At 60.1% G+C, this 17,692-nt stretch carries 18 protein-coding genes and 2 pseudogenes; 15 read left to right on the top strand and 5 right to left on the bottom strand.

Annotated features, from left to right (window positions below):
• Nucleotides 1-101: 101 nt before the first annotated feature.
• From ACA063_RS11880 to ACA063_RS11890, 3 genes are all read left to right on the top strand, one after another.
• Nucleotides 102-1,118: a M14 family metallopeptidase gene (locus ACA063_RS11880; protein ID WP_497666016.1), complete on the top strand. Its 1,017-nt coding sequence runs from the start codon at nt 102-104 to the stop codon at nt 1,116-1,118.
• A gap of 427 nt (nt 1,119-1,545) precedes the next feature.
• A complete protein-coding gene (locus ACA063_RS11885; protein WP_497666017.1) occupies nt 1,546-2,574 on the top strand; it encodes an AbrB family transcriptional regulator in 1,029 nt (342 codons plus the stop codon).
• 170 nt (nt 2,575-2,744) lie between these two features.
• Nucleotides 2,745-3,212, top strand: a complete 468-nt coding sequence (locus tag ACA063_RS11890) for a cupin domain-containing protein (RefSeq protein WP_497666018.1) — start codon at nt 2,745-2,747, stop codon at nt 3,210-3,212.
• Between the two features lie 64 nt (nt 3,213-3,276).
• Here ACA063_RS11890 and ACA063_RS11895 read toward each other — a convergent pair whose 3' ends face one another.
• The 3 genes from ACA063_RS11895 to ACA063_RS11905 form a co-directional block, all read right to left on the bottom strand.
• The gene (locus ACA063_RS11895) at nt 3,277-3,882 is read right to left on the bottom strand and encodes an LOG family protein (protein ID WP_497666019.1); all 606 of its coding nucleotides are present in this window, start codon (nt 3,880-3,882) and stop codon (nt 3,277-3,279) included.
• A 192-nt stretch (nt 3,883-4,074) separates the two neighbouring features.
• Nucleotides 4,075-5,493 (bottom strand): MocR-like pyridoxine biosynthesis transcription factor PdxR, encoded by a 1,419-nt coding sequence (pdxR, locus tag ACA063_RS11900; RefSeq protein ID WP_497666020.1) that lies wholly within the window; start codon nt 5,491-5,493, stop codon nt 4,075-4,077.
• Between the two features lie 24 nt (nt 5,494-5,517).
• Nucleotides 5,518-6,120, bottom strand: coding sequence for an FMN-dependent NADH-azoreductase (locus tag ACA063_RS11905; protein WP_497666021.1), 603 nt, complete (start codon nt 6,118-6,120; stop codon nt 5,518-5,520).
• Between the two features lie 193 nt (nt 6,121-6,313).
• Between ACA063_RS11905 and ACA063_RS11910 the strand changes: the two genes are divergently transcribed.
• Together ACA063_RS11910 and ACA063_RS11915 are read left to right on the top strand one after the other, a co-directional pair.
• Nucleotides 6,314-6,769 carry a carboxymuconolactone decarboxylase family protein gene (locus ACA063_RS11910; protein WP_497666022.1) on the top strand — a complete coding sequence of 152 codons (456 nt, stop codon included), beginning with the start codon at nt 6,314-6,316 and terminating at the stop codon, nt 6,767-6,769.
• A gap of 81 nt (nt 6,770-6,850) precedes the next feature.
• Nucleotides 6,851-7,171 carry a DMT family transporter gene (locus ACA063_RS11915; protein WP_497666023.1) on the top strand — a complete coding sequence of 107 codons (321 nt, stop codon included), beginning with the start codon at nt 6,851-6,853 and terminating at the stop codon, nt 7,169-7,171.
• A gap of 2 nt (nt 7,172-7,173) precedes the next feature.
• Here ACA063_RS11915 and ACA063_RS11920 read toward each other — a convergent pair whose 3' ends face one another.
• A complete protein-coding gene (locus tag ACA063_RS11920; RefSeq protein WP_497666024.1) occupies nt 7,174-7,956 on the bottom strand; it encodes an alpha/beta hydrolase in 783 nt (260 codons plus the stop codon).
• A gap of 104 nt (nt 7,957-8,060) precedes the next feature.
• On the opposite strand from ACA063_RS11920, the gene ACA063_RS11925 reads away from it, so the two are divergent.
• The 6 genes and pseudogenes from ACA063_RS11925 to ACA063_RS11950 all read left to right on the top strand — a co-directional run bounded on the left by ACA063_RS11925 (nt 8,061) and on the right by ACA063_RS11950 (nt 12,853).
• Nucleotides 8,061-9,347, top strand: a complete 1,287-nt coding sequence (locus ACA063_RS11925; RefSeq protein ID WP_497666025.1) for an NTP/NDP exchange transporter — start codon at nt 8,061-8,063, stop codon at nt 9,345-9,347.
• Complete coding sequence (locus ACA063_RS11930) at nt 9,334-10,278, top strand: aldo/keto reductase (RefSeq protein WP_497666026.1); 945 nt, start codon at nt 9,334-9,336, stop codon at nt 10,276-10,278. The genes ACA063_RS11925 and ACA063_RS11930 overlap by 14 nt, the downstream gene beginning before the upstream one ends.
• 228 nt (nt 10,279-10,506) lie before the next feature.
• Nucleotides 10,507-11,026: pseudogene (locus tag ACA063_RS11935) on the top strand (ABC transporter substrate-binding protein); the annotation flags it as partial.
• Between the two features lie 220 nt (nt 11,027-11,246).
• Nucleotides 11,247-11,462 (top strand): annotated as a pseudogene (locus tag ACA063_RS11940) (ABC transporter substrate-binding protein); the annotation flags it as partial.
• 141 nt (nt 11,463-11,603) lie between these two features.
• Complete coding sequence (locus ACA063_RS11945) at nt 11,604-12,503, top strand: polysaccharide deacetylase family protein (protein WP_497666027.1); 900 nt, start codon at nt 11,604-11,606, stop codon at nt 12,501-12,503.
• A 110-nt stretch (nt 12,504-12,613) separates the two neighbouring features.
• Complete coding sequence (locus ACA063_RS11950; protein WP_162440551.1) at nt 12,614-12,853, top strand: DUF1652 domain-containing protein; 240 nt, start codon at nt 12,614-12,616, stop codon at nt 12,851-12,853.
• 155 nt (nt 12,854-13,008) lie between these two features.
• On the opposite strand, the gene ACA063_RS11955 is transcribed toward ACA063_RS11950, so the two are convergent.
• The gene (locus tag ACA063_RS11955; RefSeq protein WP_497666028.1) at nt 13,009-13,896 is read right to left on the bottom strand and encodes a LysR family transcriptional regulator; all 888 of its coding nucleotides are present in this window, start codon (nt 13,894-13,896) and stop codon (nt 13,009-13,011) included.
• A 127-nt stretch (nt 13,897-14,023) separates the two neighbouring features.
• On the opposite strand from ACA063_RS11955, the gene ACA063_RS11960 reads away from it, so the two are divergent.
• The 4 genes from ACA063_RS11960 to ACA063_RS11975 all read left to right on the top strand — a co-directional run bounded on the left by ACA063_RS11960 (nt 14,024) and on the right by ACA063_RS11975 (nt 17,606).
• Nucleotides 14,024-15,172 (top strand): muconate cycloisomerase family protein, encoded by a 1,149-nt coding sequence (locus ACA063_RS11960; RefSeq protein WP_497666029.1) that lies wholly within the window; start codon nt 14,024-14,026, stop codon nt 15,170-15,172.
• A 10-nt stretch (nt 15,173-15,182) separates the two neighbouring features.
• On the top strand, nt 15,183-15,473 hold the full coding sequence (gene catC, locus ACA063_RS11965) for a muconolactone Delta-isomerase (RefSeq protein ID WP_497666030.1): 291 nt from the start codon (nt 15,183-15,185) through the stop codon (nt 15,471-15,473).
• A gap of 51 nt (nt 15,474-15,524) precedes the next feature.
• Complete coding sequence (gene catA, locus ACA063_RS11970; protein WP_162440555.1) at nt 15,525-16,454, top strand: catechol 1,2-dioxygenase; 930 nt, start codon at nt 15,525-15,527, stop codon at nt 16,452-16,454.
• Nucleotides 16,455-16,646: 192 nt separating this feature from the next.
• The gene (locus tag ACA063_RS11975) at nt 16,647-17,606 is read left to right on the top strand and encodes an AraC family transcriptional regulator (protein WP_497666031.1); all 960 of its coding nucleotides are present in this window, start codon (nt 16,647-16,649) and stop codon (nt 17,604-17,606) included.
• Nucleotides 17,607-17,692 lie beyond the last annotated feature (86 nt).

The raw sequence follows: 17,692 nt of genomic DNA on the forward strand, positions 1-17,692 counted from the left end.
TCCTTGGGTGCGGTTACTCGTTCGCGAGCTTAGTTGAACGTCTGTTCAATCACCAGCGGCGATGCACGGGTTTTTAACGGTCATGACGGGAGGACACGCGGATGGCGCAGGATATTTCGTTCAACGTTCGTAGCAACAACGGCGACCCGCTGCGGGTGGGTGCCTGGCGTTTCGAGGGCGATGGCAGTGGCCCCAAGGTGCACCTGCAAGCCGGGGTGCATGCCGATGAGATCGCCGGGATGCTGGTGTTGCACCTGTTGATGCAACGCCTGCAAGTGGCCGAGGCCGAAGGTCGGCTCAAGAGCCAGGTGACAGTGGTGCCCCAGGCCAATCCGCTGGGTATCGGGCAGTTTCGTCAGGGACGTCTGCTGGGCCGATTCCACGAGGCGACCGGCCATAACTTCAACCGCGGGTTCGACCAGTCCGCAGCGATGAATCCACCTTCGACGAATATCCAGGAATGGCAGAAAAGCCTGGTGCAACTGGCCTCCAGTGCAGACGTGATGCTCGACCTGCACACCGATGACGAGGCGCTGCCGTACCTCTACGTGCACCGCAGTTTCTGGCCCCGTGGCCGTGAGCTGGCGGTCGCGATGAAAATGGATGTGGCGATTATCTGGGACGACGGCGGCGATGGCTCATTTGAGGAAAGCATCATTGCGCCCTGGCTGCGCAAGGGCGTCAGCGAGCGGCAGATGGCGGCAACGCTGGAGCTGCGCGGGCAGGGCGATGTCAGCGACCGGTTTGCCGAACAGGATGCCGAGGGGCTCTATGCCTGGTTGTGCAGTTACGGGGTCATCGATGAGGCGCTGACGCCGGGTGACTGGCCCGTCGAAACCATGGAAATGGGGCAGATGGAGACCATCCTGGCCCCGCAACCGGGAGTGCTGATCTTTGAAAAAGACCTGGGGGATTTTGTCGAGGAAGGGCAGCGTTTTGCCCGAATTCTGCGGCGTCCCGGGGATCCGGCGTCAGAGGTGGTGTTGGTGGCCGAGCAAGCGGGGCGAATGGTGACGCGCTATCGCGATCGATTGGTGTCCCAGGGCATGGTCGTGGCGAAGTTCACCGGCAGCCGGGTGTCGCGCCATTGGCGTGGCGGGTTGCTGGATCCGAACTGACACCGTTCAGTCTGTAGCAGCTGCCGAGGCACGAGGCTGCGTTGCGTGTCCGCAGGACCGCCCTCGGGGGCCGCTGCGCAGCCCGACGCAGCCTCGTGCCTCGGCAGCTGCTACAAAGAGCGCGATCACGTGGTCTGCAAAATGTTGGCTCATGACGGCGATTGAAGGTGTCACCCGATTCTGAATCCTGTTAATTCCCCTGTAGCAGCTGCCGAGGCACGAGGCTGCGTTGCGTGTCCGCAGGACCGCCCTCGGGGGCCGCTTCGCAGCCTGACGCAGCCTCGTGCCTCGGCAGCTGCTACATGTGTTTTGGGCGTTACTGTCTGGTGTTTTTGCTTGACGCTGCCGGTTGTTCAGTGGGAAAAATGCGGGCAGGAACATCGATTGGATCCAAATTGCAGGCCAACGCTGGAATTAAGGACGATTCATGAAAACGCTTTTGTGTTTGCTGTTGGCCATCGCGGTCGGCACCGCGCTGCAGTCTGTGGGTGTGCCCCATGGGCTCTTGCTGGGCTCGATACTCTCAACCGCGATCATCGTCAGCCAGTCGGGTTTTTCTCCCACGCTGCGCTTCAGCCTTGGCTTCGTGCAAATCGTCCTGGGGATTGCGACCGGGTTGATGTTTCAGGCGTGGGACAACCAGGCCGTCGCGTCGCTGTTGCCCAGCCTTGGCCTGTTACTCCTGTGCCTGGTCGTTCAGGTCGGCATCGCCGGTTTGTGGCTGTACAAAGTCACTGGCTGGAACGTCAAAGACTCGCTGCTGGCGGTCTATCCGGGTGCGCTGGCTGCGGTGTTTGATTTGCTGGAGTCCGAGCGAGCGTCCAGCAAGGTGATCGTGGTGCATCTGGTCCGGCTGTTGTCCATCACGGTGCTGGTGAGCTTCTGCATTCCCGGCACACCTGGCCTGGCTGCTGCTGAAAGCAGTCCTTGGGTCTTGAGCACCGTACTGACACTGGCGTCACTGATCGTGCTGTGCCTTTTGTTGGGTCGCCTGTTGTTGCGATTTGGCGTTCCGGCACCGTTCATGCTGACGGCCATCGTCCTCACCGGTGTGTTCATCAAGGTGGGTTATCTGCAGACGTTCCACATGCCGCAATGGAGTGTCGATTTCGCGTCGGTCCTGCTCGGCGTGTTGATCGGCTCGAAGTTCCAGGACATCAGCTTCAAGGATCTCGTGCGTCACGGCAGGGCTGGACTGATCGGCGTGGTATTGATGTTGCTGGTGGCTGCGGCGTTCGCCGCCGTGGCCGGGAAAGTCCTCGGCAGCGACCCGCTCACGGCGTGGCTGGCGTACATGCCGGGCGCTATCGAGACCATCACCATTGTCGCGTTCAGTGGCGGGCTGAACGTGGTGTTCATCCTCTCTCATCACCTGGTGCGGATGGTGTTGCTGCATTTCGCGCCGGCCTTGCTGATCCAGGCGCGACGCTGGCGGGAAATGTCCGAGCGCTCCTGATTCGCCATGGCTGCGTGTATCAGCACGTATCAATCCCCCATGCAGCCAACTTCGAATACAACTCCGTAGCGCTCCTGACACGTGCGCGATACATGCAGGCCGTTGAATGAGGTCACCGCAACCGCGGCATTTATCGTGCACTGACTGGCTGCACTGACTGGAGAACCGCAATGTTCCGATTCGACTTCCCTAAAACCGCTGGCTCGCTTGGCTTGGCCGTTGCCGTTGCAACATTTGTCGCTTTCACCGGTTTTGCCCAGGCTCAAGAGGCTGCCATCGGCGTTGACCAGAGCGTGCCGGCGGCGAAAAGCTGGCAGACCGGCCTGCACCGCACAGACCTGCTGCACCGTGACCTCGACGTTCCAGAACGTGAAGTGATTCAGGTACGGGTGGATTTTGAACCGGGCGTGACATCGCCCAAACACGCCCATCCTGGTGTTGAAGTGGCCTACGTTCTGGACGGTACATTCGAGTATCAACTGGAAGGGCAGCCACCCGTGACGCTAAAGACCGGTGATTCGCTGTACATCCCGGCCGGGGTCGCGCATGTGGCGAAGAATGTGGGGGCGAATACGGGATCGGAACTGGCGACCTACATCGTCAAGAAAGGCCCGGCGCTGGTAGAAATCGTGAAGTGACGTAAAAAAAGGGCCCGGGCGACAGTGTTGGGAGCTGCATCGCCAAGGCCCGAAATCGTTGTGATCACGCGTGTATCGAAGGCCGCGCGGCGATCCATTTGGTAACGGTCGGGGCTTGCCATTGTTCAAGCGCATCAAGGACCGCGCAGGGGTCGGCGTTGAAGATCAGCATGTCGCTGTGTTCGGTTTTCATGAAGCCTTCCCTCACCGCATGGTCAAGCAGGCTGCGAACCGGGTCGAAGAAATGGCCGATGTTCAGGCAGGCCACACCTTTGTGGTGCTCACCCAGTTGGGTCAGCGTCGCCACTTCAAACAGCTCTTCGAAGGTACCCAAACCGCCGGGCAAGGCGATGAATGCATCCGCGCATTCACTCATGCGTGTCTTGCGGCTGCGCATGTCCGGTGTCACTTCATGTCGGGTCAGCTCGCCATGCAGGTGGCCGAGGTCGAACAGCAGTTGCGTGATGATGCCGACCACTTCGCCTCCCTCTGCGAGCACCGTGTCTGCCAGGACACCCATCAAACCCTTGTCTGTACCGCCATAGACCAGGCGTATGCCACGCTTCGCCATTTCCCGGCCCAGCGCCTGGGCACCTGCGATATAGGCGGGGTTGAAACCGTAGTTGGAACCGGAGAAGACAGCGATGCTGCGCAAGCGAGGTGAGGGCATGGGATTGTTTCCGGATGAGCGTCGGTGGCCATGATGCGGTTCGATGGCCATGATGCAGTTCGAAGGAGAGAGCCGGAAGGGCCAAGATCGGGCTAATCCACTGTGCCATGGTCGCAGCGAACGCTGCGGCGATCCAACAGGAGCGGCCATTATTTCGCGATGTACCAGACCCGAACGGCAGGAGCGAACCGCCTACATCAGTGCCAGAATCCGCGTCCCCAGCCGCTCGGCCGTTTCCTGCGAATCAATATTGGCAAAGCCCAGCAACAACGCAGCATCCCCTTTGCCACGGATACTCCAGTCACTCAGCGCCTCGGCATAGATTCCCGCCTGTCGCAGCCGCTCGACCAGCGCTCGATCGGACTGTTGCTGCGCCAATCGTAAAATCAGGTGCATGCCGCCCGGCTGCGCATCAATTCCAATATGCTCGCCCAGCGCTTTCTTGAGACCCTTCGCGGTCGCTTCCCGCCGCTCGCCATACAGCTTTCGCATTCGCTGGATGTGTCGCGCAAAATGCCCCTCGGTCACAAACGTCGCGACGATGGCCTGGGTGAGTTCCGGACAACCGCCCAGGAACACCTGACTCACCGCCTCGAACCGTTCGACCTGCGCTGGCGGCACCACCAGATAAGCCAGGCGGATACCGGGAAACAGCACCTTGCTGAACGTCCCGGAATACAGCACCCGACCATCGCGATCCAGGCTCTTGAGCGCCGGAAGTGGACGACTGATGTAGCGGTACTCGCCGTCGTAATCGTCCTCGACAATCCAGGCCTGTTCGCGGGCTGCCCATTCAAGCAACTCCAGACGCCGTGGCAAGGACAGCGACACGCACAGTGGGCTTTGGTGAGCCGGTGTGACGATCGCTGCGCGTGCGCCCATCGAGTCGTTTACACCTTGGGAGACCTGCATGCCGTGCAGGTCCACCGGAACCGGCACAACCTTCATCTGCAGATGTTCCAGCAACTGCCGGGTAGGCAGGTAGCCGGGGTCTTCCACCAGCACGCGATCCCCCGGTTCGAGCAACGCGTGGCTGATTAACGCCAGGGTGTTTCGGTATCCCGAGGTAATGAACACCTGGGACGGCGAGCAGGTGATGCCACGGGCGACCTGCAGGTAGGTGGCGATGGCCGTGCGCAATGATTCGAGCCCGTACACGGACGGATTGGCCATGTCCGCGACCTGCGTGGCGCGCACGCAGCGTGCGCCGATTTGCGACCAGATTTTCCTGGGGAACTCATCCAGTGCAGGCAGGGCCATCTGAAACGGCAACACCGGCGCCTTGTGCCTGATGGAGGTGCCGCCCGCCGAACGGACGGCCTGCTCCGTGGCGCGAGCCGGCGATCTGACGTTGATACCCGGCGCCACGACCGTGCCCGCCTGGCCACGAGGCTGGATGTAGCCCTCGGCGGTCAACAGTGAATACGCGGTATCGACGGTGCCCCGCGCCAGACCAAGTTCCTTCGCCAGCGCCCGGGCAGCGGGGATCCGTTCGCCGGGGGTGAGCACGCCGTCATTGATCGCGTCGCGAAATCGCCAGTAGATTTGCCGGTAAATCGGTTCTGTCGAGGAAGGATCCAGCGGTGAAAAACTGTTCATTGAAGTGCTCATCGGCCTCGCCAGGACAGGGGGTACCTATCGTTCAAAATACGCGAGCAGCGCCTGTTCTGTCTTGCTCCGGGCCAGTGCCACCGCTTCGGGACCCATCGCAGTGCCTTCAACGGAAAAGAACATCAGGTCATGCAGTCCGATCATACCCAGTACCGCCTTCAGATAGGGTGTCAGGAAGTCTGGCTGACGCGGCGTGACCCCACTGAACCGGCCGCCCGATGCCACCGCAACAAACACCGGTCGATCGCGCAGCAGGCTGGTTTTGCCTTGGGCGCCCACATTGAATGTGCGCCGAACACGGGCGATATGATCGATCCAGACTTTCAACGCCGCGGGGACGGTGAAGTTGTGCATGGGGGTCGCAATCACCACGATGTCGGCGGCGTCCAGTTCTTCAATCAGAAGGTCCGATCGGGCGATGGAACCTTGCCTGGAGGTATCGGCGTGGGACTGCTGCGAAGTCGCGTACGGCTCATCGACAAGCGGCAACTCACCACCACCCACCGCCCTGTGTACAAGCGTTGCAGTGGGATGGTCGTTCATCAGCAATCCTATGATGTTCTTCGACAGCTGATAACTTTCCGAAGCCTGCCCGCGAGGGCTGCACGTGATCTGCAAGATGTTCATGATTCACCTGTCTGTGGGTTGGCGTGTTTACAGGGAATCAGTCTAAGAGGCCTATGACCCACACCAAAGATCCAAGAATCGTATGAATGACCAGGCCATGATGGCCTATGTCTCAAGGCCATTCATGGACCTTACCAACCAGACCAAGACACCTCACGATGGAGTCCTCAACCCACCCACACAAGGATTCATCATGAGCAATCGACTCGACTACGCCAAAGCATCGCCTGAGGGCTACAAAGCCTTTGGCAGCGTTTATGTCAGCGTGCAAAACAGCGGTTTGTCCCACGAACTGATCGATCTTGTTTACCTTCGAGTGTCGCAAATAAACGGCTGCGCTTATTGCATCGACATGCATTCACGTGACCTGGTCAAACTCGGCGTCGGTGTCGAAAAACTTGTTCTGGTGCCCGTCTGGCGCGAGGCCGGTGCCGTATTCAACACTCGCGAGCGGGTCGCGCTTCGCTGGGCAGAAACCGTTACCCGGGTCGCTGAAACCGGCGTTCCCGATGAGGACTATCAAGCCGCTGCCGAAGAATTCAGTGACAAGGAACTGACCGACCTGACGTATGCGATCGGCCTGATGAACGCTTTCAATCGGTTCGGCGTGACCTTCCGCTCCAAACCCGCGGCTGCCGCCAACGTTTGATCAGCTGCAGCACTCGCTGAAACCTCTCATCACGTACCGCCAGGCGAGTGCCTGGCGAGTCAATCATCAGGTCTATTACTTATGGCATGGTCACTGTTGGGCATCGCCGGTGTTCTCGAAATCGCCTTTGCTTTTTTCATGAAAGGCTCCGACGGTTTCACGCGATTAACCCCCGGACTCCTGGCCGCCGTTACCGGCTTGTCGAGTGTCTTTCTGCTTTCACTGTCCTTGCGTTCGCTGCCCGTGGGCACGGCCTACGCGGTATGGACCGGCATCGGCGCGGCAGGTACGGCGATTCTCGGGATAGCCGTACTGGGTGATGCGGCAACCCCGTTGAGGCTCTTGTGCATCGTTTTGATTCTCGGCGGCGTGATTGGCCTCAAGCTGGTATCTGGCCAATGAGTTCACAGCCCGTCACCCAGCAGCCTGAGGTACTCAGGGCTGTCGGAAATCGAATTGTGCCCCACCTCCGGAATCACCTCCAACGCCGCCACACCCTTGGCGAAATGCTCGTATAACCGTTGCGTGCTCGAACCCGGTATGACCTCGTCCTGCCCGGCAGCGATCAACAGCGTCGGTATGTTGATGCGCGCGGCGTAGCGCCAGGATTCAAACCGGTCCCGCAACAGCCACTTCACCGGGAATATCGGGAACTGGCGCGCGGCAATTTCTTCGAGACTGTTATAAGGCGTAATCAGCACCAGACGTGCCGCCGGGCGCTGGCTGGCGAGGCGTATGGCCACGCCCGAACCCAGGCTGCGGCCCACCAGCGCAATGTGCGGGTGCTCGGCGTACACCTTGTCGAACAAGGCCACGGCATCACGCGCAATGGCGTCTTCCGACGGCGAGCCGGCGCTGCCGCCGTAGCCTCTGTAATTGAGAAAATAAAGGGCGTGATCAGGAAAGGCCTGGGCAAACGAGGGCATGTTACGAGACACGTCCTCGGCATTCCCGCCGAAATAGATCAGTGCATTGGGCCCGTCGTGCGCTCGCCAGGAAACCAGCACCTGCGTGCCCGCGTCCGAGAGCGTTAACAGCGGCGTCTCGACAGACCGAGGCTGCGGAAAGTAGATCAGCGCCCGTTGGAAGACCCACAGCCCGACACACAGCGCCAGGTACAACGCGACAACGATAACGGCAATGAACATTAGGACTCGCGGCATTCGGCTAACGTTAGGTGGCGGCATTGACGGCTCTGGGATTGAAGGTGGCGATCGCGTGATCGCCGTCAGAGTGTAGTCGACCGGTCGTGAGGCACGCCGATCCTGGCGGTGCAAAGAGGAGGGGATCGATGCCCGTCACCCTTAAATGGCTCACTGTTCAGCCCGCTGAAAAAACCGCGTTGATGCTGGGCTTTGCCTTTCACTTTTGCGTGCTTGCCAGTTATTACCTGGTACGGCCGCTGCGCGATGCGTTGGGGCTGGAGGGGGGCGCCGACCAGTTGCAGTGGCTGTTCACCGCTACTTTTGTGGTCATGTTGCTGATGGTTCCCCTCTACGGCGCACTGGTTTCCCGGCTGCCGGCCACGCGATTCGTGCCGCTGATCTACCGGCTGATTGCGCTGTCGATGCTGGTGTTCGGTGTGCTGATCGCCAATCGCGTCGCGCCGGTGACCGTCGGGCGTGTGTTCTTTGTGTGGATCAGTATCTACAACCTGTTCATCGTGACGATTTTCTGGAGCGTGTTGGTTGACCGCTTTTCCAATGAACAAGGGCGCAGGCTGTTCGGCTTCATTGCCGCCGGTGGCACGCTCGGAACCTTCATCGGGCCGTTGCTGGCCGCGACCATGGCTACCCGTCTCGGACCGGTGGCCCTCACGCTCGCTGCGGCCGTGCTGCTGGAGATCGCGGTGCGTTGCTACCGGGCTTTGCTGGCCCGCACCGCTTCACAGTCCGGCAAACAAGCGCTGGATGATCGGCGCCTGGGCGGCGGCATGCTGGCGGGTGTCACCCTGATCCTGCGTTGCCGATACCTGATGGGGCTGGTGCTGTTCATGTTGCTGCACACCAGTGCGGCGACGTTGTTGTATTTCGAACAGGGCCGGATCGTCGCAGGCAGCTACGCTGATGTGGCGAGCCGGACGCAATTTTTCGCTATTGTTGATCTGATCGTCTCGGCGTTGACCTTGCTGGTCCAGCTCGTGTTGACGGCGCCCCTGATACGGTTGATCGGCGTGGGCGGCGCACTGGCGGCACTGCCGCTGGCCACGATTGTGGCGTTCGCCGCCATGGCCCTGGCACCGGTGCCCGCGACCGTTGCCCTGGCCCAAGGGCTGCGTCGGGCGGTGGAATTTGCCGTGGTGCGGCCGGCGCGAGAAGTGTTGTGGACGGTGGTCAGCCGCGAAGAAAAGTACAAGGCCAAGAATGTGATCGAAACCCTGGTCTATCGCGGCGGTGATGCTGCCAGCGGCTGGCTGTCCGCCGGGTTGAGCGCATTGGGCGCGGGATTTGGTCTGGTGGCGGTGGTGATCGTGCCGTTTGCCGGGTTGTGGGGCGGTTTATGTTTCTGGCTGGCCAGGCGGCAAGAGCAGCGGGCGGCTGGCACACAGGTGGAAGGGGCATACGATGAACCACACTGACGGCATTACGCGTCGCCGATTACTCACGTTGGCTGCCGGTGTCTCGGCGGTCTTCACGTTCGATCACGCCACGGCGCAACCCTCGCCGCCGACCGCAACAGGAGGCAAGAACATGCAGACCCGAGCCATTCCTTCCAGCGCCGAGCCGCTGCCCATTGTCGGGCTGGGCACCTATCGCGGTTTCGATGTTGCCCCTGCAGACCCGGCCTACAAGCAGTTGCCCGCCGTGCTCAACGCGTTGTTCGAGAAGGGCGGGACACTGATCGACAGCTCGCCGATGTATGGCCGTGCCGAGCAGACCACCGGCGAATTGCTGTCGATCCATGAACCGCGCTCGCCGGCATTTCTGGCCACCAAAGTCTGGACGCGCGGACGTGAGGAGGGCATCGCGCAGATGGAGCAGTCGTTCCGGTTGCTGCAAACCGACCGGATTGATTTGATGCAGATTCATAATCTGCTGGACTGGAAAACCCACCTGCCGACGTTGCGGCAATGGAAGGAAGAAGGGCGCATCCGCTACATCGGTATCACCCATTACACGGCGTCGGCGTATGACGAAGTGGAGGCGGTGCTCAAGGCCGAAGCGCTGGATTTCCTGCAAATCAATTACGCGCTGGATGATCGCGGAGTCGAGAAGCGCATTCTGCCGCTGTGCCGCGAACGCGGTGTGGCGGTGATGTGCAATCGACCGTTTGGCGGCGGTGGTTTGATCTCGCGACTCAAAGGCAAACCGCTGCCGGGTTGGGCGGCGCAGGTGCAGGTCAATAGCTGGCCGCAGCTGGCGCTGAAGTTTTTGCTCTCGCACTCGGCGGTGACCTGCGTCATACCGGGCACCGGGAACCCGCGTTACATGGCCGACAATGCCGGGGCGGGATTCGGGCCGATGCTGACGGGGGCGCAGCGTGAGCAGTTGATTGATCTGGTGGGGTAGGGGGAGGGAGGAGGTTGAAGGTCAAAAGATCGCAGCCTCGTTTCACTCGACAGCTCCTACACAGCTCCTACACAGCTTCTGTGTTTGTCGCCAGATAAACAGTCTGTTGAATCACTGTTGGTGGGTAAACAGCCATTTCTTGTGGATCTGAGCTTATGCGCAAATAGCATTTAAAAATTATTTGTAAGAGCGTTATGGTCTATGGCAAACACCTTCAAGGATTCTCCGATGAACCTGTCCCGTTTCGTGCGCTGCCTGCTGGCCAGCGCATTGTTTGCCGCGCCGATCGCCTACGCGGCTGAGCCCGTCGTCCTGCACGTCGGTGATCAGAATTACTACAACGTCCGCGCCTCGGTCGAGGCTTCAGGCGTTTTAGATGGGGCACCGTATACCGTTGACTGGAAACACTTCCAGGCGGCCGCTCCGCTGGCGGAAGCGCTGAATACCGGCGCATTGGACCTGGGTTTTCTCGGCGATTCGGGATTTCTCTTCCTCGCCGCCAAGCAGGCGCCGGTGAAATTGATCGGTGTGTCGCGCCAGAACCCGGACACCATTGCATTGCTGGTGCCCAAGGATTCTCCGGTTAAAACCATTGCCGATCTCAAGGGCAAGAAGGTTGCCTATTGGCCCGGTGCCTGGAGTCAGCAACTGACCTTGCGCGCCCTTGAACAAGCCGACCTGCCGGAAAACTACGTCGACTTCATCAAGCTGATGCCGATCGATGCAGCCGCCGCGTTGCCCCAGGGCGCGCCATCGCCGATTTTTCGGTGCGCCTGAACAAGGTCGGTGCCTGGGTCTGATGCTGTTCACTTAGCGATCGTCAGACGAGCAGGATCCTGTGGCGAGGGGATTTATCCCCGTTTGGCTGCGAAGCAGCCCTATAAGCTGCAACCGAGATGCATTAGGTACACTGCGTGCGCTGGTTTTACGACTGCTGCGCAGCCGAACGGGGATAAATCCCCTCGCCACACGCCGACCTGTGGGCCAGGAAGGCCAACCTGGACCAGAACGTTTCGCGTCATTGGTTGCGTCAGGCACACATGACCGTCGGCCCGGTGGATGCGCAAGCTGCTGCGGATTTGCAGAGCACGGCGGACTTTCTGTTCAAGGTCAAGGCACTGCCGACAGCCTTGGCCACCGCGCCGATTATCGACCGTTCGTTTGATCGATCCTTTGCCCAATAGCTGACGGCCAGGCAGCGCTGGAACCAAACACTGTGTACCTTATCCAACCTCGGCCAGCAGCGAACTGCGGGCCGATAATGGATAAACGGGCGAAGGGTTTTTGCCATCAAACGTGACCGTAAGCGTCTGCCAAGGCAAAACATGAAACAGCTGTTCAAGGTTCTCGCTGCAATCGCCGTCGTTACCGGGCTTGCCGGTTGCATCGCCGCCCCCATCGAAATGACCCCGCAGACCGAACAACGTCTGCGCGGGCAAGCTCCGATCCGTTTTCTGCTGACCTTTGACGATGGTCCCAGTGCTTCGAGTTTCTGGAACCCGAGCATGACCGTGCTTGATAGCCTCGCGAACAATCCGTTGCAGCCGAACATCAAAGCGGTGTTCTTCGTCCAGACCCGGGCTTCTCGGGCGGGCGGCAGTGAGATCGGGCATCACGTCATGCGCCGCGAGCAGGCCGAAGGTCAGGTCCTGGGATTCCATACGGCTACGCCTGGGCATAGTAATCATCGCTCGCTCGATGACGTCGAGCTGGAGCAATCGCTCAGCAACGGCACCGCCGACATCGCGGCGATCACCGGCACGCCACCAACGCTGGTGCGCCCGCCGTTCTGGAATTACGACAAGCGTACGTTCGCGGCCTATCAACGCCACGGGTTGCAGGTGCTGCTGACGGACCTGAGTGCCAATGACGGCAAAATCTGGGGCTTTAACGCCAGTCCGCGGCGGCGGGCCAACATGCTGCGGCAGCTGTCAGTGGTGCGCGAGCGCATCGCGCTTGGCGAACTGCCGACGGTGGACGGGGTGATTCCGGTCGTCGTGACCTTCCACGACCTGAACCGCTACACCGCCCGGCACGCCCGCGAGTATCTGCAAATACTCATCGACAGCGCCAACACCACCGGGCTGAAACTGGCGCAGAAACCCTTTTACGACGATAAGGCCGAGCTGCAACGGGCGGCGATGGCGCGCACCGTCACGGACAGCTCCCAAGCGGTGCAGCTACCGGGTCTCTGGAACTGGATATGGGACGGGGATCGCCACTGATCAATGCCTGTAAATGAGAGGCACTTATCACTTTTTACTGGCGCAGGATTGGCCAAGGGCATCTATTCTCATTAAGTTCATCCGTCCAACTGCCGCCCGAGACGTCAGCCATGGTTCCTATTTCAGTCCTTTGCAACATTGTGGAGTGTGGTTTCACCCCGTTGTCCTGCGAATGCACGGAGAGCGGCGGATTGCTGCGTATTGAAGTGTTTGAACCTGATACCGGGCAGGTTGAACTGTTGATTTGCGGTGTCTCGACCGAGCAACTGACCAGCGTTCGCGCAATCTCCGAGCTGGTGGGCGAGTTGCGCTCGGAGATGAACGCCGGACGCCGGGCGTTTGCCGGGTGACCCTTTTGGGTCTGTAGGTCTGTAGGTCTGTAGGAGCTGTCGAGTGAAACGAGGCTGCGATCTTTTGATCTTGCCCCTTTAAAATCAAAAGATCGCAGCCTCGTTTCACTCGACAGCTCCTACAGGTTCAACAGGTTCAACAGGTTCAACAGGTCCTACAGTTTCGAAGGCGACAACTCCTCAATCATCCGCAAACAATGCCTCAACCCCGGTGATACATCCCCGACCCGTTGGCTGAGGATGATCGGCGACGTCGCGTTGTCTTCCAGCAGTGGGGTGAATCCGATGTCATCGCGGTGCAGCAGTTGCACCGACGCCGGCACCAGCGTGACGCCAATTCCAGCGCCCACCAGACCAATCGCCGTTTGCAGCTCGTTGGTCCATTGCGCCACATGAATGCTCACCCCATAGGATTCGAACAGCGCGATGACATGGTCGGCGTAGCTGGGCCGTGGGTTGACCGGGTACAGCACGAAGGGCTCTTTGGCCAGTTCGCGAAGGCTGATCGGCGCGCCCAATAAAGGATGGCCGGCGGGCAGGGCGGCGACCAGGCGGTCTTCGGTCAGCACGGTCTGGATGATGGCCGGATCATCAATGCGAATGCGTCCAAAGCCGATGTCGATCCGTCCGGCCTTGAGTGCCTGCACCTGTTGCAGCGTGGTCATTTCCGACAGCCCAAGCTCCAACTCTAGCGGCTCGCCACTGCGCAAGCGGCGGATCAGATCCGGCAGCACGCCATACAGGGTCGAAGGAGCGAAACCGATACCCAACCAGGTCTTTTCGCCCAGGCCGATCCGCCGGGTGTTGTCGCACACGTTGCCCAGTTGCTCGAGCAGGGCGCTGGAGTGTTCATGGAAAAACCGCCCGGCATCGGTCAGCTTCAGCGGGCGGCCACGCTCCAGTAGCAGCACACCGAGTTCGTCTTCCAGCTGCTGGATCTGCCGGCTCAGGGGCGGTTGCGCGATGTGCAGCAGTTCTGCAGCGCGGGTGAAATTAAGGGTTTGAGCCAGCACCTGAAAATAGCGCAGGTGACGCAGTTCCATGGGACCTCCATAAGCCTGTCGTTTTCATACCTTAAAGGTATCAAGTCAGACCAATTCTATATTGGCTTCCCGAAAAAAGCCGTACGAGAATCGGTTCCAGAACTTTAAGAACCTGACGGGTATTGAAATGCTTGCGACAGCCATTGAATCGATCGAGACGATCATCGTCGATCTGCCGACCATCCGCCCGCACAAGCTGGCGATGCATACCATGCAGAACCAGACACTGGTGATCATTCGTGTTCGCTGTGCCGATGGCATCGAAGGCATCGGTGAATCCACCACCATCGGTGGGCTGGCCTACGGCAATGAAAGCCCCGACAGCATCAAGACCAACATCGATCGCCATTTCGCGCCGCTGTTGCTCGGCCAGGACAGCGCCAACGTGAACGCCGCGATGTTGCGGCTGGAGCGCAGCATTCGTGGCAACACCTTCGCCAAGTCAGGCATCGAAACCGCCTTGCTCGACGCCCAGGGCAAACGCCTCGGCCTGCCGGTGAGCGAGCTGTTGGGCGGACGTGTGCGGGATGCGCTGCCAGTGGCCTGGACCCTGGCCAGCGGCGATACCGACAAGGACATCGCCGAAGCGGAAAAGATGCTCGACCTGCGCCGCCATCGGATCTTCAAACTGAAAATCGGTGCCGGCGAAGTCAATCGCGACCTCGCTCACGTCATCGCCATCAAGAAAGCCCTGGGCGACCGCGCCAGCGTGCGGGTCGATGTCAATCAGGCCTGGGACGAAGCTGTTGCTGTGCGCGCCTGCCGGATTCTGGGCACGAACGGCATCGATCTGATCGAGCAACCGATCTCGCGCAATAACCGCTCCGGCATGGTGCGCCTGAATGCCATGAGCCCGGCGCCGATCATGGCCGATGAATCCATCGAATGCGTGGAGGATGCCTTCAATCTGGCCCGCGAAGGCGCGGCGTCGATTTTCGCCTTGAAGATCGCCAAGAACGGCGGCCCTCGCGCGGTGCTGAAGACTGCGGCCATCGCCGAAGCGGCGGGTATCGGCCTGTACGGCGGGACCATGCTCGAAGGTGGTATTGGCACCATGGCGTCGGCCCATGCCTTCATCACATTGAACAAGCTGACCTGGGACACCGAGTTGTTCGGGCCGTTGCTGCTGACCGAGGACATCCTCAGCGAGCCGTTGGTCTACCGCGATTTCGAGCTGCACGTGCCAAAAACACCGGGCCTGGGCCTGAGTCTGGATGAAGAGCGCCTGGCGTTTTACCGTCGCGACAAGTCATCCACCGTTCTTCATCACGTCTGAGGAGTGCATCATGCTGTTCCACGTAAAAATGACCGTGAACCTGCCGGTCGACATGAACCCCGAACTGGCCGCCCGGCTGAAGGCTGACGAAAAGGCTTTCTCCCAGAGCCTGCAAGACCAAGGCAAGTGGCGTCACCTGTGGCGCATTGCCGGGCTCTATGCCAATTACAGCGTGTTCGACGTCGACAGCGTTCAGGAGCTGCATGACCTGCTGATGCAATTGCCGCTTTACCCGTACATGGCGATCGAAGTCACCGCGATGTGCCGGCATCCTTCGTCGATTCGCGAGGATGACCGCTGAGCCCAGCCTGCTCAGTTCGCTACGCTAATAATTACAAGATGAGGAACCACCATGAACGTCAAGATTTCCCACACTGCCGCTGCCCAGAAATTTCTCGAAGAAGCCAGCGGCCTGCAAAACGACGCCGGCAGCCCGCGCGTCAAAGCCCTGGTTTATCGCATCCTGCGTGACTCGGTGAACATCATCGAAGACCTGGCCGTGACGCCGGAAGAGTTCTGGAAAGCCGTCAACTACCTCAACGTGCTGGGCGCGCGTCAAGAGGCGGGGCTGGTAGTGGCCGGGTTGGGGCTGGAGCATTACCTCGACCTGCTGATGGACGCCGAAGACGAGGCGGCCGGCAAGGCTGGCGGCACGCCACGGACCATCGAAGGGCCGCTGTACGTGGCCGGTGCGCCGCTCTCTGACTTCGAAGCGCGACTGGATGATGGCGTGGATCCGGGTGTGACGCTGTTCATGCAAGGCCAGGTGCTCAACACCGCGGGCGAACCGCTGGCCGGCGCGGTCGTGGACGTCTGGCACGCCAATACTGGCGGCACCTACTCCTACTTCGATACCACCCAATCGGAATTCAACCTGCGCCGGCGCATCGTCACCGACGCCGAGGGTCGTTATCGCTTTCGCAGCATCGTGCCGTCGGGCTACGGCTGCCCGCCGGATGGTCCGACCCAGCAACTGCTCGATCAACTGGGGCGTCATGGTCAGCGGCCGGCGCACATTCACTTCTTCATTTCCGCGCCGGACCATCGCCACCTGACCACCCAGATCAACCTGGATGGCGATGAGTACCTGCATGACGATTTTGCCTATGCCACCCGTGATGAGCTGATCGCAAAAATCACCTTCAGTGAAGATCAGGCACGAGCAGCGGCGCACGGCGTGAGCGGTCGGTTTGCCGAGATCGAATTCGACTTCACCCTGCAGTCGTCCGCCCAACCGGACGAGCAACAGCGGCCTGAGCGGGTCCGCGCACTCGAGGATTGATTCGCGATATGAATTAACCTGAGGACCTGGTAGGAGCTGTCGAGTGAAACGAGGCTGCGATTTTTTGATGTTGTTTTTTCAGATCAAGGTCAAAAGATCGCAGCCTCGTTTCACTCGTCAGCTCCTACAGGTATTGTGCACACCGTTCTAGAATGACCCGATGCAACCTACAACAACAACGAGAATGCCCCGATGATGCACGCGCAGCTGTTGAGTCAGCGCAGCAGAGTATTCGACCACGCCGATCCTTATGCGGTGTCGGGTTACGTCAATCAGCATGTCGGTAATCACCACATTCTGATGCCTCGCGCGGGGCGTCCGCTGGCCAGTCTCGATCATCGTAAATTCGCCAGCCTCGACCTCTGCCGCATCAGCTACGGCGCCCCCGTGCGGGTGACGTCGGGTGCGCTGGACAGCATTTATCACTTGCAGGTGTTACTCGGTGGTCATTGCCTCTGGCGGGGGCATGGCGAGGAGCATTATTTCGCGCCGGGTGAACTGTTGTTGATCAACCCCGACGATCCGGTGGACCTGACCTATTCCGACGATTGCGAAAAATTCATTCTCAAAGTCCCGGCATTGCTGCTCGAATCCGTGTGCAACGAGCAGCGTTGGCATTACCCGGACCAAGGCGTGCGGTTTCTGGAGAATCGCTATCAGCTCAACGAGCTGGAAGGTTTTGTGGGGCTGCTGGCGATGATTTGCCAGGAGGCCGAGGCCACTGAGCAAATCCCCAAGGTGCAGGAGCATTACGCGCAGATCATTGTCAGCAAGATGCTGAGTTTGATGAAAACCAATGTCAGTCGCGTCAACCCGGGTTCGCCGTCGGCAACGTTCGAGGCGATTGCCGACTACATTGCGCGCAATCTCAAGCACGACATCGACAGCGAAGAACTGGCACGCCAGGCGCACATCAGCCTGCGTTCGTTGTACGGATTGTTCGAGCGCAACGCCGGCACCACGCCGAAAAACTACATCCGCCAGAAACGTCTGGAACGCATCAACGCCTGCCTGAGCGACCCCACCTGCAATGTGCGCAACGTCACGGAAGTGGCGATGGATTACGGCTTCCTGCATCTGGGCAGGTTCTCCAGCAGCTACCGCCAACAATTCGGCGAACTGCCTTCCGACACCCTCAAGCGCCGGCATTGATGTAACGACAACGCAAAACCTGTAGCAGCTGCCGAGCCTGCGAGGCTGCGTTCGAGTGCGCAGCGCTCGCAAAGTGGCAGGCGAAT

Source organism: Pseudomonas sp. LBUM1643 (assembly GCF_059716215.1).